At 70.3% G+C, this 14,350-nt stretch carries 11 protein-coding genes; 1 reads left to right on the forward strand and 10 read right to left on the reverse strand.

All coding sequences use genetic code 11. From position 1 onward, the window contains the following. Position 1 precedes the first annotated feature (1 nt). The 10 genes from ACYVIP_RS36480 to ACYVIP_RS36525 form a co-directional block, all read right to left on the reverse strand. A complete protein-coding gene (locus ACYVIP_RS36480; protein WP_460404872.1) occupies positions 2 to 1,084 on the reverse strand; it encodes a hypothetical protein in 1,083 nt (360 codons plus the stop codon). Further along, positions 1,081 to 3,633, reverse strand: a complete 2,553-nt coding sequence (locus ACYVIP_RS36485) for a glucosidase family protein (RefSeq protein ID WP_460404874.1) — start codon at positions 3,631 to 3,633, stop codon at positions 1,081 to 1,083. The genes ACYVIP_RS36480 and ACYVIP_RS36485 overlap by 4 nt, the downstream gene beginning before the upstream one ends. A 201-nt stretch (positions 3,634 to 3,834) precedes the next feature. Continuing rightward, positions 3,835 to 4,329, reverse strand: a complete 495-nt coding sequence (locus tag ACYVIP_RS36490; protein ID WP_460404876.1) for a response regulator transcription factor — start codon at positions 4,327 to 4,329, stop codon at positions 3,835 to 3,837. A 505-nt stretch (positions 4,330 to 4,834) separates the two neighbouring features. Next, a complete protein-coding gene (locus ACYVIP_RS36495) occupies positions 4,835 to 6,088 on the reverse strand; it encodes a cation:proton antiporter (RefSeq protein ID WP_460404878.1) in 1,254 nt (417 codons plus the stop codon). A gap of 19 nt (positions 6,089 to 6,107) precedes the next feature. Then, on the reverse strand, positions 6,108 to 7,373 hold the full coding sequence (locus tag ACYVIP_RS36500) for an extracellular solute-binding protein (RefSeq protein ID WP_460404880.1): 1,266 nt from the start codon (positions 7,371 to 7,373) through the stop codon (positions 6,108 to 6,110). Further along, positions 7,370 to 9,427: a methyltransferase gene (locus ACYVIP_RS36505; protein WP_460404882.1), complete on the reverse strand. Its 2,058-nt coding sequence runs from the start codon at positions 9,425 to 9,427 to the stop codon at positions 7,370 to 7,372. Before ACYVIP_RS36505 ends, ACYVIP_RS36500 begins: the two co-directional genes overlap by 4 nt. A gap of 2 nt (positions 9,428 to 9,429) precedes the next feature. Next, positions 9,430 to 9,915 carry a VOC family protein gene (locus ACYVIP_RS36510; protein ID WP_460404884.1) on the reverse strand — a complete coding sequence of 162 codons (486 nt, stop codon included), beginning with the start codon at positions 9,913 to 9,915 and terminating at the stop codon, positions 9,430 to 9,432. A gap of 13 nt (positions 9,916 to 9,928) precedes the next feature. Next, positions 9,929 to 11,371, reverse strand: a complete 1,443-nt coding sequence (locus ACYVIP_RS36515; protein ID WP_460404886.1) for an MFS transporter — start codon at positions 11,369 to 11,371, stop codon at positions 9,929 to 9,931. Continuing rightward, a complete protein-coding gene (locus ACYVIP_RS36520) occupies positions 11,368 to 11,745 on the reverse strand; it encodes a Dabb family protein (RefSeq protein ID WP_460404888.1) in 378 nt (125 codons plus the stop codon). Before ACYVIP_RS36520 ends, ACYVIP_RS36515 begins: the two co-directional genes overlap by 4 nt. Positions 11,746 to 11,753: 8 nt before the next feature. After that, a complete protein-coding gene (locus ACYVIP_RS36525) occupies positions 11,754 to 13,202 on the reverse strand; it encodes a glycosyltransferase family protein (RefSeq protein WP_460404890.1) in 1,449 nt (482 codons plus the stop codon). Between the two features lie 345 nt (positions 13,203 to 13,547). Here ACYVIP_RS36525 and ACYVIP_RS36530 point away from each other — a divergent pair, with 345 nt between their 5' ends. Next, entirely contained in the window at positions 13,548 to 14,348 is an 801-nt protein-coding gene (locus ACYVIP_RS36530) for an SAM hydrolase/SAM-dependent halogenase family protein (protein WP_460404984.1), read from the forward strand. Positions 14,349 to 14,350: the final 2 nt, after the last annotated feature.

Raw genomic sequence — 14,350 nt, forward strand, 5'->3', positions numbered from 1 at the left:
CTCACTCGGTGGCGAGTGTGAGCAGTGCCGGCTCCTGGTCGGCCTGGACGAGCAGGTGGTCATGCGTCCAGGCCAGCCGCCGGCCGTCGGCGGCGCCGAAGGTCTTCTCGGCCGTGCGCAGTTCGCGTGGTTCCGCGCCCGGTTCGGCCGCGATCATCAGCCGGTCCGGCAGCGCGACGTAGGCCAGCGCGTGTCCTTCCGGCGACCAGGTCGGGAAGCCGGCCTGGTCGGCCACCGGCACCGGGTCGCCGCCATCGGCCGGCACGATCACCGCCTGCCCGCCCTCGAGGGCGGTGTACTGGCCGTACTGGCGAAGCGAGTCCACCAGCAGCCACTGCCCGTCCGGGGAGAACGACAGCAGCATCCGGTCCTCGGCCCCGTCGCCGGGCAGCACCCGCTCCGGCGTGCCGTCGGCGTGGTCGGCGAGGAACACCTCCGCGCCCTCGAGGCCGCAGGACCAGGCCACCCGGGAGTCCGACCACGCCAGCGCCGCGACGTCCGTCGTGGCGCAGTCGACCGTCCGGATCGTCGACGGCTCGCCGCCGCCGGCCGGCACCGACATCAACTCGACCGACTCCGCCTTCGCCCTGCCACGGACGAACCGGATCGTCTCGGCATCGGCCGACCAGGACGGCAGCAGGTCGATGTCGGCGTTCTCGTTCGGTCCGGACAGGACGATCTTGTCCTCGCCGTCGTCGGTGAGGTTGCGCAGCACGCCGGTGGTCACGTCGAACACCCACAGGTCCGGCTCGTTCGCCAGCCGCCAGAAGTCGTCGGTGAACGCCAGTTGTGTGCCGTCGGGCGACCACGCGGCGTTGGCCGCGTCGGGGGCGACCCGATCGGTGTCCACACACACCTCGTCGGAGCCGTCCAGCCGGCGCACGCACGGGGCCGTGGAGGTCAGCAGTAGGCGTTCGCCCGTCGGCGAGAGGCTGGCCGAGCCGGGAATCTCCACCGGCTCGGATCCGGTGACCGTCAGCGTGTCCACGTCGGGGCTCTGGCCGGGCCCCGGCCGGGACGACTCGGCGCAGCCGGCGAGGACCGCGCCGGCGACCAGTGCGACGAGCAGCCGTCTGGCCGTCAACGGAACCTCACTTCCAGTGTGCCGTCGTGTCGGACAGCGGTGCTGACCTCCGTGCCCCGGGTGGTCTCGATCAGCTCGAAGGTTACCGGGCGGCCGTCGAAGGTGACCGCCGTAGGGCGCTTTCCCTGTGGGAGCACGGCTCCCACGGTCAGGTCGGCGCGCACCCGGTGCACGTCGGTGGACACGCGCAGGCGGTCGCCGTCGCGGGTCACGGTCACGTCGACCGAGCCGGTGCCGACGCGGATGTTCCTGCCGGCTATGCGGTTCCGGTCCTCGGCGAGTTGCGGGACCACCGACAGCCGGCCGTTGCCGAGATCCGGGGCCACGCCGAGATGCTGGTGCACCACCGGCCACAGCACGCCGTAGGCGCCCCACGCCTGCAACGACATCGAGCGGTCGTGGAACGGGCGGTCGATGTTGGCCACGAAGTCCGGTGACGGCGCGACCTCGGGCATCGACCCCGGGGTCTCCCACACCGCCGGGTCGAGCTGGATGCGGGCGTTGCCGGTGGTGTAGGTCCGTTGTGGACCGAGCCGGCCGAAGTTGCCCTCGGCCACCGCCATCACCGCGGTGTTCAGCGAGTAGGTCGACCGTTCGCTTGGCACGGTGGACACCACGGTGTCGCACGCCGGGCCGGGGTTGCCCGCCGGCGCGGAGGTCGGGCCGGAGCCGGTGTGGTAGAGGCCGAACTCGCCGGTGTAGCAGGGCTTTTCCCGCTGGGTCAACGCGGTCGTGCCGTTGTCCCGGCCGGCCAGCGGGATGCCGTCTGGCAGTTCGATCTCCATCGGCGACACACCGGTCCAGTGGCGCTGGAACACCGGGCGGTTGTCGTTGGCCGGATCGGTCGGGTCGTCGATCGACTCGGCGTAGGCGTTCGCGTCACCGCCGGCCCACCAGGTGGTCTCGAACCGTTCCCGGATGCCGGCGGCGCGTGCGCTGGCCCAGGCCTCGGTGGCGTGGTCGCCCTTGCTCGCCGCCAGGTCGGCGAGATCGAGCAGGCCGCGGACGAAGTAGGCGGTGCTGTCCAGCTTCTCCTCGCCCATGCCGGGACGCTCGACGTTGCCGAGGCCCTCCAGCCAACCGTCGCCGTCGGCGTCGAGGTGCTCGTCCACATAGCGCAGGTTGCGGACCGCGAAGTCGTAGAGGTCGTCGCGGAAGCGGTCGTCGCCGCTCCAGCGCCACACCAGCGCGACCGCGCTCGGGAACTTCACCGTCTCGTCGGTGTTGCCGGCGTCGGCGTTGGCTCCGAAGTAGACGTCCCCTGTGGACACGATCTCGTGCACCAGCTTGCCGCTACCGTCGTTGATCACCTCGGAGACGTCCCGCAACGCGCGCAGGTGTGCCTTGATCGGCTCGAACTGGCCGGCGGCCACCGCGGCGAACGCGGTGTACTCGCCGTCGGTGCCGAACAGCCACGGGTAGTCCGGGAACCCGGCGCCGTACCAGCTCGCCCGCGCCAGCGTGCCGGCCGCAGGCGGGAACACCGTGCCCTCGTCGGTGTTGCGCAGCCGCAGGTCCCTCGCCTGCTGCACCGAGGCGGCGAGGTTCTGCTTGCTCCACTCCACGCTGCGCGCCAGCAGCTCGTCGCCCGGCAGCTCCACCACCGTGTTGGCCGCCACCGCCTTTCGGCTCTCCACTGTGGACCTGAGAGCGGCGGCCGGGTTCGCCGACGCCTTCGTGTACTCGGCGCGTGCTGCCGACTGGCCGGCGTCCGAGCCGGCGACGGTGAACCACACGGTGGTGGACTTCCCTGGCCGCAACGGGATCTCGTAGTCGAGCCGGCCGCCGGTGCCCTTGCCGAACGCGGAGTCGTCGCAGCGCGGCGGGGCGTCGCCATCGGCCGGGCAGACCACGGCCGGGTCCTGCGGGCCTCGGTGGTCGGGGCCGAGCGCGTGGCCGACCGGGGACGCCGACGAGCCGACGAACGCCGCGTAGTCGTGCGCGCCGGTGCCCGGTGAGGTGCCCTGTTCGCGGAAGGCGAGCGTGCCGGCGTCGTAGGAGCCGGTGTCCGGCAGGTTGACCTCGGCCGCGCCCGGCGTGGTCCAGCCCCAGGGATAGGCCGGCATCAGCTCGGAATGCGCGTCCAGCGCCAGGTTCACCGTGCGCCGGGCATCACTGTGGAAGGTCAGGCCGATGACGTTGGCCCGCAGGCCGTCGGGGACGAAGTCCAGGCGGTCGACCCGCAGGCCGTCGACGTCGCCGTAGTCGAAGCGGTGGTAGCCCCAGCCGGTGGTGTAGCCGGCGGCCGGCCGGTCGGCGCCAAGCCACGCGCCGTCGACGGCGAACCAGATGCCGTCGAGCAGCTTCACCGGCGGGGACCAGACGCCGCCCAGCTCGCCGCGGATGTGCCAGCCGCTGGCCGGGTAGAGCCCGTTGGCGTCGCCCATGGCGATCGCCCGTTCGCCGGTGGCCAGTGCGCGCCGGTCGCCAAGCCGCGTGGTTTCGGTGAGTTCAGCCAGCTTTCCGCCGGCGCCACCGCCGATCGAGTCCGAAACAGACGGTGCGGCAGTCGCGGCCGGAGCGCCGAGGACGGTCGAGGTGGTGGCCAACACGGCCAAGGCTAAGACGACTTTGCTCCCACGCAACGTACTCGACACCTCCACGGTGAGGCCGGCGTTGGTCCGGCGCTACAAGGTGAGCACACGATAACCAACCGGATGGTGCCGGGACACCGGAGAAAGTGTTGACGTGCCTGTGGTGATCGGGCCCGAACCGCCCGACCAACATCCGAACCGATTCAGGCGGCCACGTCACCCACGGGAATGATCAAGACTGGCGACGGGGCGGGTGTTCAGCAGTTCGACCTGTCGTGCGAGTAACGCACACTCGACCCGGTCCCGTAAGTGCAGCTTGGCGAGCAGTCGGGACACATAGGACTTGACCGTGGTCGTCCCGAGGGACAGCTCGCGGGCGATCTCCTGGTTGGTCCGGCCGGTGCCGATCAGCCGGAGTACCTCACGCTCCCGGGGCGCCAGGCGGTCGATCGCGGCTTTCGCCCTCGACACCGCGGCGGTCGCGTTCGTGATCACCGGCGCCACCAGCCGGGAGGTGATCACCGGTTCGCCGGTGATGACTTTGCGGATCGCGTAGTGCAGATCGTCCACCGCGTCGTCGAAAAGCAGGGTCGCGGTCGACGGCCGGCCGATGAACTCGGGTAGTCCCCGCTCGAATCCAGCGGCCACGATCACCAGGCCGACATGTTTCTTGTCGGCTACTACCGCGTCCAACATCTTCTCGGTTTTCACCGGCAACGCATTCGGTGTCAAAATGACGACCAACCGTGGATTGTATTCAATGTAGCTTTGCGGCAGCAGTTCCTCGTCTGACTGAATGAGGACGTCGATCCTTCCCAGCGTCGACTGAAGCAGACTGGCGAATGCTGCGGCAATAAGTGGCAAGGTACAATGTACCAAGATCCGCATTCTTCCCCCGGTTCGGCAGGTTTGAACTGCGCGATTTTTTGTTGTTACAACAATGTTCATAGATACTACGGATCTCCCAGGTTTAGGTCAAGTCATTACCGGGATTTTCGATCAAGATCGGACACGCTGAGTAGTCGAGCACTGGTCTGATCGGGTGAAGATTTTCGCCCGGACTTCGTCTTTCACGTGCGCACACCTCAGCTCGATCATAGTTTTGTTGCCCTGACATCAGACTGTACCCAACCGGCCTACTGGACCGCCTGGCCGGAACAGGAGGGCGGACAGGGTTACTGCCACCGCCAGAATTCAGAATTGTCAGGTCGACGAACTACGGGGCGACCTGGACCATCGGCCGCGCCGCCGACAGCCGATCCAGCAACGTCAACAATGGGCCGGTGAGCGCGGTCGTCGACAGCGCCATCACGACGAACGCCAGATAGAGCGGACCACTGAGAATGTGGGCGTGGTAGCCGATCTCGAGCACGATCAGTTCGGTCAGGCCCCGGGTGTTGAGCAGGACGCCGACGCGCGTGGCGACCGGCCTCGACTCGCCCGCGAGCCGCGCGCCGAGGTAGCCACCGCCGACTTTGCCCAGCATGCCGAGCACGGTGACCAGCAGCACCACGGTCCACGGAACAGCAGTGAACGCCTTGGTGAGCACAGTGATTCCGGTGACCACGAAGAACGCGGGCACGAGCGTCCGGCCGGCACGACTGACGGTGGCGACCACCTCGCCCCACCGCGTGTCCTCCTCCGCCGGGATCGCCAGACCCACCAGCAGGGCCCCGAAAATGACGCTGAGGCCGAGGTGTTCCACGCCGAACGCCCCGGCCAGCGCGACCGCGCCGAGCACCGTCGCCGACCACCTCGGCCAGCGCGCGCACGACCGTGCGGCGGCCGGCAGCCGCAGCACCCGGCGAATGACCAGCGCCACCACGACAGTTCCGGCGAGCACCAGCAACGTGCGGACCAGCCCGGCAAGGCTGCCGGTGCTCAGCCCGACCGCCACCGTCAGCAACAGCCAGCCCGCGGTGTCGATGATGCCGGCCGACGCGAGCGCCAACCAGCCGACAGGCGAGTCGACCATCTTCCGGTCGGCCAGAATCCTGGCCAGCACCGGAACCGCCGAGACCGCGAGCGCGACGGCGACGAACACCAGAAAAGCCGGCGCCGGCGCGCTGCCCCGCACCCCACCATCCTGGGTGAGCAGCACCCAGACCCCGAACAGCGCGCCAAGCAGGAAGCTGGGCACCGACCCGCCGAAGGTCACCCAGCCGACCGCGCCGCGCGCCGAACCGGCTGGGGCGCGCCGCATCCGATGGGTCAGGCCGACCAGGAACAGCACCAACCCGATCTGGGCAAGGAACTTCAGCACCGCGAGCACATCGCCGGGCACCAGCCGGCCGAAGGCATCGGCGCCGACCACGGCGACCAGCACCGGCCCGATCAGCAGGCCCAGCGCGATCTCCCCGATCACCTCCGGCTGCCGCAGCACCCGCGCCACCCACCGGCCGAGCAGGGCGATCACCAACACCAACGCGAACGTCACCCCGACATGCGCGACCCGAATCCAGAATTCCATAGGGGAGTTGCCCTCAACCTCAGGCGATCGCCGCGAGCTCGTCGCGGAGCCGCTCGGCGGTGACGGCGGGATCGATCGTCGCCGGTGGCCACAGCTGCTCGGCGATGATCGTCGACAGTTGTTGGTACCTGGGCGTCTGCGGCCGCACGGCCGCGTCCCGCAGGGCATCCAGAATCGCGTCGCGCATCGGGTACGCGCTGCTCATCGTCGGGTTGTCCTCGGGGTCCGGCGGCTGGTCGGCACGCAGCGGGGTGTCGTCGGCGTAGATCGACTCGATGGTCGGTGGGAGCCCGTCGCGCAGTGCGGCGAACTTCTGGTTCGCCTCGTCGCGCAGGCACAGCGCCGCCTCGAACGCCTCGGGCTTGTTCGCCGAATGGGTGCCGACGGCCACGTTGTAGCCGCCGATCGTGGTCCGGCTCGGCTGGCCGGGACGCACCGCCGGGTAGCGGGCCCAGCCGAGGTGGCGCAGGTCGGCTGGCCGCTCCTTGGCCATCATGGCGTAGACGTAGGGCCAGTTGAGCTGGAACGCGGCCTGGCCGTCCTGGAAGCCCTGGCGGACCTCTTCCTCCTTGTGGTCGGCCACGCGCGGATCGGTGAGCCCCCGAGCCGTGATCTCCCTGAGCACGGCCAGCGCCTCGACCGCGCCGGCGTCCACCGCCACCGAACCGCCGTCCTCGGCCAGGATGTGCCCGCCCGCCGACTCCACCAGGGTGTTGTAGAGGACCACCAGACCCTCGTACTGGGCCCCGGTGAACAGCACCCGGTACGGCTTGCCCGCCGTCCGCAGGCCTTCCGCCTGCGTCATCAGGTCGTCCCAGGTGGCCGGTGGGGACGTGACCACCCGCCGGTCGTACCAGAGCAGCTGGACGTTGGCGTTCTTGGTGGCCGCGTAGGTCCTGCCCTGCCAACTGGTGGTCTCCAACGGCCCTGGCAGCACACCGCGTTCGGCCGCCGCCAGGTGCTCGCCGGTCCACTCCTCGAGCCAGCCGGCCTCGGCGAACTCGGGCACCCAGGTCACGTCCAGGCCCACGATGTCCATCTCGTCCGCGCGGGCGGCCAGGCCACGCACCAGCTCGTCGTGTTGCTGGTTGGCATCGCCCGACATCGCGTGGTGCACGATCTCGTAGCGGCCGGCCGCCCTGGCGTTGCAGTCGTCCACGATGGTGGCGACGCTGGCCTCCGGGGCGAAGGAGAGATCGATCGTCACCGGCCCGTCGTCGGCGGCGGCGCAGGCGGTGACCAACGCGGCCACCGCCGCCACCGCGCCGAGGACGCCGACCCTCACTGGTGCACCTCGGTGGCCACGCACTCCAGCAGACCCAGCTCCGCGTTCACCGGCTCGTGCACGGCGACCAGGTCGAAACCGGCCGCCGCCAACAACGTGCGCCACTCCTGGCCCGTTCGCTCCCGGCCGCCGGCCACCACCAGCATCCACAGGTCGCTGAAGATCGTGGTGTCCTCCCCCGGCCACGCGAGCACCCGCTCGATCACGAACAGCCGCGACCCCGCCGACATCGCGCGCCGGCAGGTGCCCAGGATCTCGATGGCGGCCTGGTCGTCCCAGTCGTGCAGCACCGAGGCGACCACGTAGACGTCGTGGCCGGCCGGCACCTCGGTGAACACGTCGGTCGCGACGAAGACCACCCGGTCGGCCAGCTCGGCGCGCCGGCGCAGCGGCGAGATCTCCAACACCTCGGGCAGATCGTGCAGCACGCCCCGCAACCCCGGCCGGTTGGCCAGCAGCTGCGCCAGCAACCCGCCGGTACCGCCGCAGACGTCCACACAGGACCCGGTGGCCGGCCACACGTCGAGGTCGATCAGCGACTTGTACAGGGCGTGCGCGCGCTCGAACATGTGCGTGTGGAAGTTGTCCATGCCGTCCGGGTGCTCGCTGAGCCTGGCGAAGAACGACTGGCCGAATGCCTTGGTATAGCTGGACTCGCCGTTGTACAGCGTGTCCGCGAAGCCGCTCCAGCAGACGAACAGGTCGTTGTCGCTGAACTGCGCCCGCAGGTTCTCCGGCTCCGCGTCGGACAGCAGCCTGCCGGCGGGGCGCAGCGACCAGCGGTCCGCGTCCTCGGCGGACAGCACGTCCAACGCGGTCGCCGCGCGCAGCAGGCGAAACAGCGTCTCCTGGTGCGCGCCGGTCAGCCGGGCCAGTTCGGTCGTGGTCCTCGGCCCGTCGAGCAGGTGGTTGGCGACACCGAGCACGGACAGCGCGTACAGAGTCCGGTTCGGGGCGACATCGGACAGCCTGCGCAACCGCCGCGCGTGCTCGTCCCGTTCGAGGAGTCCGTCCGCCTGGCCGGGTCCGGCCACGGCCAGCAGGTCCCGCAACTGCCGGACGTCCGCGTCGACACAGCGCGCGGGCAGCTCCACCCACTGCCGGCGCAACGCCGAGCGTTCGGCGGCCATCACCACGTCGAAGGACCGCAGCGCGATCGCGACGTCGGCCTGGTGCGCCGCGCCGGTGCGGGTGGCGGCCACGAGGTCGTCGAGCAGCCGTGCCTCGGTGCGGTCGTCGAGGTCGTCGTGCAGGTAGAGGTTCTCCCACCGCCGATCGCCGGACACACACGTCCAGCCCCGGTTGAGGCTCCAGGTCGCGTGGCCGTTCGAGCCGGTCAGCTCGATGCCCGCCTGGTGCCACGGCTGGTCGCGGCCGGGCCAGGTCGGCGCCTGCGGGCCGCACTCGAAGTACACCCGCCGGTCGCCGTCGGCCAGCACGACGCCCTGGGTGTAGAACGGCGCCGGTGGCAGCGCGGCGTTCGGCTCCCAGCCGACCGCCTGCGCGACGACCCGGTGGAACTCGACACGGTCGCCCAGCAGGAAGCTCACCAGATCGAACAGGTGGGTTCCCTGTTCGAGCAGGGACCACTGGGTGGTCGCCCGGATCGACCGCACGTCGCCGATGGCGCCACTCGCGATGAGGTCCCGCAGCTCGACCACCGGTGGCAGGAACCGCAACTGGTGGTTGACGAACAGGCGCACATCCGCGGCCTCGGCGGCGGCGGCCAGCTGGCGTGCCTCCTCCGGTAACCAGCTCAACGGCTTCTCCACCAACAGGGCCGACGGTTGGGCGGCCAACGCGGCCGTCACCACCGGCAGGCGCACCGACGCGGGCGTGCACACGTCGACCAGGTCGGGCCGGCAGGCCGCGAGCACCTCGTCCAGGTTGTCGCCGAAGGTGGCGATGCCGAACCGCTCCGCGAAATCCGCCGCCCGCGCGGCGTCCAGATCACAGCAGCCGACCAGGTCGACGTCGTCGGCCAGCGCATAGGCGTTGGCATGGCCTTCGCCGCGTGGACCACAGCCAACGAGAACCGCACGAAAAGGTGGCATCGTCATTCCCCTTCCACTGTTTTCTCGGTGACGTCCTGGGTGACTTCCTGGGTGACTTCCTCGATCAGCTCGAGAATGTTTCCGTCGACGTCGGCGCAGTAGACGAACCTGCCGGCGTCGAACCGGACCGGCGTGCCGACCAGCCGGCCACCGAGGGCCGACACGGCTTTCATGGCGACCTCGAGATCGGGCACCGCGAACGCGAGATGCGCCGACGGCGCGTCACACGGCCGCACATCCAGCTTTCTGCGGTGCGTCGACCGATAGGACAGCAACTCGATGCGCGCACCGGAGCCCAGCGCGAGCATCCGGCCGACCAGCTCCGCGTCCGGCACGCCGACCAGCTCGCGTACCTGGGTGTGGTCGCGCGGCTCGATGTGGTCGACGACCTCAGCGCCCAGCACACCGGCGTAGAAGTCAACGGCCGTTGGCAGATCGGTGACGGTCAGGCCGACATGGTGCAGCCGATGTGGTGCGGCGCCGGACATGTGCCATCTCCTTTCACTCGGCATCGCTCGGTTCGGACGTCTGCGACAGGCGGTCGACCCTGCGCAGCAACGGAATGGCCGCGACACAGGCGAACAGGGCCAGCACAGCCGCGGCGGCCAGACCGGCGGCGAGGCCGTTGGCGCCGTAGCGGGTGCCCGGCGCCGAGGTGTCGCTGGCGGCCAGGGCCACTGTGGACAACACGGCCAGTGCCATGGACCCGCCGACCTGGTTGGCGGTGGAGAAGATCGCGGACGCGGCGCCGTACTCCGCGCTGTCGATGCCGGAGACGGACGCGACCGCGAGCGGCACGTAGACGATGGTGAGCCCGATGCCGATCAGGCCGAACCCGATGAGCAGCCAGCCGACGCCCAGCTGGGTCGGCGCCACCGCGGCCAGCGCCATGCCCACCGCGGCGAGCAGGAAGCCGAACGAGACGGACCGGGCAACCCCGAAGCGGGGGTAGAACCGGCCGACCGCCGTGGTCACCAGCAGCGGGGTCGCCGCGAGGGGCAGGAAGGCGTAGCCGGCCAGATCGGCGCGCAGCCCGAGCACGTTCTGCAGGTAGATGCTGCCGAGGAACTGGGTCGCGACAAAGCCGACCGGCAGCACCAGGCCGAGAACCGCCGCCCCCGGCACCCCGCCGCGACGCAGCAGTTCCAACCGCAGGAACGGGTTGGCGCCGCGCCTGGCACGCAGGACGAACAGCAGGCCGAGCACGGCGGCGACCACCACGCCGACCAGCGTGTCCAGCGAGGCGACGCCGACCTGTTCGACCCTGCCCAGGGTGAACACGGCGCAGCCGAGCGCGAGAATGAGCAGCGCCGCACCCGACCAGTCGATCCGGTCGCCCGCCGAGCGGGGACCCGACCGGGGAAAGCAGAACAGCGCCAACACGATCGCCGCGGCGGACACCGGCAGGTTGACCAGGAACACCCCGCGCCACCCCACGAAGGCGGTCAGCAGGCCGCCGAACAGGCCGGCGCTCACCCAGCCGACACCGCCGCCGATCGGCAGCAGACCGAAGGCCCGCGCGCGTTCCTTCTCGTCGTGGAAGCTGTCGGCGAGGATGGAGATCGCGGCCGGCGTGCTGATCGCCGCGCCCAGCGCCTGCATGACCCTGGCGACCAGCACCACGACCCCGTTGGACGCCAGCGCGCCGAGCAGCGAGCCGAGACTCAGCAACGCCTGTCCCACCAGGAAGGTCCGCCGGCGGCCCAAGATGTCCGCCGCCTTCCCGCCAAGCGGCAACAGACCGGCGAACGCGACCGAGTACGCGTTGAGCACCCAGTGCACGTCGCCGGGCGCGATGCCCAGCTCCAGCGACATCGACGGCAGGGCAACGCTGACGATCAGCCCGTCGAGGACACCGAGGAACTGTGCCAGCAACACGGTGAGCACGGTGAGCCGCAGGGTGGTCGAGCTCCGGACGCCTTCCGCCGGTGGCGTTGAGGTCATCGAGTCGCCGTCCCGCCGGCACGTGCGCCGGTCTGTCCGTTGTGGACAGACGGTCTGGTCCGGTCCCACCAGTGCTGCACCGTGGCCCGGCCGACGACGATGGGGGCGGCACAGCGCCGGACGAACTCGTCGTGGGTGGCCGACGACTCGTAGGCGAGATAGTCCTTCGGGTCCGCGAACGCGACGGTCAGGGCGAAGTCGTAGTGGTCGTGGTCGGCCGCGACCCCGGCGTCGAGCCCGAACCGGTAGTCAAGACAACCCTCGTCGCGCCGCAGCACCTCGTCGAGTCCGGCCAGGAAGGTCTCGCGCTGTTCGGCCGTGGCCGACGAATCGAACCTGAGCAGCACCACGTGTACCAGAGCCGTGTCCGACATCGTTCTCCTCACCTCGCGCCGGCAGTGGAGGATCCGGACAGCCACGGCCATCCGGAGTCGTTCGGGATCGCGACGTCGCGGCCGGGCACCCAGCGCACCGCACCGGAGTCGTGCAGCCCGGTAACGTCGACATACATTGTGGACACTCGATTTCCCTGTTCCCTGAGGGTGGCGTCGACCTGGTTCTTCAGCGAAGCGGTCACCGCGAGCACGTCGGTGTCCAGCGACGAGACCTCCGCCCGCGTCGGGGAAAGCGCCACATCCGGTCCGAGCAGCTCAGACAGGCTGGCCAGACCGCGCGGATGCCAGGAGCCGACCAGGGGAATCCGTTGCCCACACGGCAAGACACGCGGCGGTGGCGGGGAGACGCCGGCCGGGGCGGTGGTCTCGACCAGGACCGTGAGCGCGTCGCGGCTGGCCCGCGCGACCGCGTGCAGCCGGCTCGCCGCCGCGTCGGCCACCCGGGTGCGCGCGGCGTCGGTCGCCGGGTCGCTCACCGCGATGGGCAGTCCCGCCAGCTCGTCCAGCAGATGCAGGTGCCTGGTCGGCGAGAAGTAGCTCTCCAGGCCGTCGAAGTACTCGGTGACCGGCACCGAGCCCATGGCCACCGCCTCGAACAGCCGGCAGGCCGGCACGTCGGGATATCCCCGGCACTCGGCGCGCAGCAGGTTGACGGTGTAGCGCCCCTGTCCGTACCAGGCAAGGAGTTCGTGGGGATCGGCCGGCGGGCGCACCGTCACCTCCGCGCCCAGCGAGCGCAGGTCCCCGGCCAGGTCGGCGGGCACCGGGCCGCACAGCCCGACACGCAGCGGCCGCGCCGCGCGCGGCCAGCCGGCGATCGTCCGGCGCAGCAGCCCGACCAGCCGGTCCTCCCGGCTGGACACCGCGCCGATAGTGGTGACCAGGTCGAACCGGCGATCCGGCGCCGGCGGGACGACCGCGGCCAGCGCCGGCAACGCGGACACCCCGAAGGGCGCGACCCGGACGAGGTCATCCCGGTCGCCCAGCATCCGCGCGTACTCCCGCACCGCGCGCTCGCCGCCCTGGAAGCACCAGACCCCGTCGGCGGCGGCGAACGGGAGGTCGCTGCGCGGACCGAACAGCGGCAGCCGGTGGGGTGCGTCCGGATCGGCGTACACCAGCACGCACCCGGTGCGCCGCCGCAACTCCAGCAGGGCACGGTCGAGCGCGATGTCGGTCTGCACACCGAACGCGCCGGCATACTTGACGATGAGGTCGCCTGCCGAGGTGTGCCGCAGCAGGTGGTCGACGACGTCGTCGACGGTGGACCAGGCCAGCACCGGCACCTTCGCCGAGTTCCACTCCGTGCGCCGCGCGAGAGGCAGCTTCGGCTGGTGCACCGTGGTCGGCATCAGCGTGGCCAGCGCCATGGCCGTGCCCCGGTAGTGGTTCAACCCGCCAAGGCCCACCTCCACGTGCACGACGGAGGGGACCACCAGGTGACATCGCACAGGCATCGTCCCCGTCTCGGGTTAGGTCGGATCGCGGTGAGGTCGACGTTAGGAATACCGAGCCGCAACCCGAAACCTCCCGTGGTAGATGGTGACCGCAACTGTGGCCCCACAGCCCGCCACCCCGGGTAACACCCACCGGCACCGAGCGGACCTCGGGCCGACAACCCACGACGGATGTCCATGGTGCTTTCCGTTTGTACGTTGGAGACAGCGATTCCCCGACATCTCCTACCGACCGGAGCAGCCATGGAGAATTCACAGCGCAGCATCATCGCTTTTCTTTCCGACGTCGGAATTCACGACGAGGCCACCAGTCTGTGCAAGGGATTGATTCTGCAGATCTGCCCCAGCGCCGAGATCATCGACATCACTCACCAGGTGCCAGCGTTCGATGTCGTCGAGGGATCGCACATGCTCGGCGACGTGCCCGACTTCTTCCCCTCGGACACGGTGATCTGCGCCTATGTGTACCCGGAGACCGGCTCGGCGACCCCGACCGTCGCGGTCCGCAACGACAAGGGCCAGATCCTGGTGGCACCCGACAACGGGCTGCTCACCTGGGCGCTGGAGACGTCACCGGCCACCCACGCCTATCGCGTGGAGAACCCCGAGGTGATCAACTACCCGGCCACGCCGACCTGGTACGGCCGGGATGTCGTGGTCGCGTGCGCGGCGCATCTGGCCAACGGACGGCCCATCGACGAGGTGGGCGCGCGCGTCGAGCCGGCGGACCTGGTGCGGCTGCCGGCGGTGCGGGCGGTCGCGCACGAGTCGGGCCTGCTCGGTCAGGTCACCAGGATCGACAAGGCGTTCGGCAACGTGTGGACCAACATCCCGGCGACCGCCGTGGACGACCTGCGGATCGCGACCAACGGCGACGGCCACGTCGAGCTGGAGGTCACGATCGGCGGCGACCGCGGCCGGTGGCCGCTGCGCGACACCTTCTCGGAGGTCGACCATGGCCAGCGACTGGCATACCTGAACAGCCGGGGAAACCTGTCGTTCGGGCTGAACCAGGGCAACCTGGTCGAGCAGCTGAACGTCACGCCGGCCACGCTGGTGGAGATCCACTCGACGGACCCGGCCACGCTGGCGAAGCCAACATCGACGGACGCGGCCCGGGTCTGACG

The sequence above is a fragment of the Actinophytocola sediminis genome (assembly GCF_054779715.1).

What these genes read in the sequence shown, in the direction of transcription:
- ACYVIP_RS36515 (WP_460404886.1), bottom strand. Translation starts at nt 11,371, where the DNA reads ATGACCTCAACGCCACCGGCGGAAGGCGTCCGGAGCTCGACCACCCTG.
- ACYVIP_RS36520 (WP_460404888.1), bottom strand. Translation starts at nt 11,745, where the DNA reads ATGTCGGACACGGCTCTGGTACACGTGGTGCTGCTCAGGTTCGATTCG.
- ACYVIP_RS36495 (WP_460404878.1), bottom strand. Translation starts at nt 6,088, where the DNA reads ATGGAATTCTGGATTCGGGTCGCGCATGTCGGGGTGACGTTCGCGTTG.
- ACYVIP_RS36505 (WP_460404882.1), bottom strand. Translation starts at nt 9,427, where the DNA reads ATGCCACCTTTTCGTGCGGTTCTCGTTGGCTGTGGTCCACGCGGCGAA.
- ACYVIP_RS36510 (WP_460404884.1), bottom strand. Translation starts at nt 9,915, where the DNA reads ATGTCCGGCGCCGCACCACATCGGCTGCACCATGTCGGCCTGACCGTC.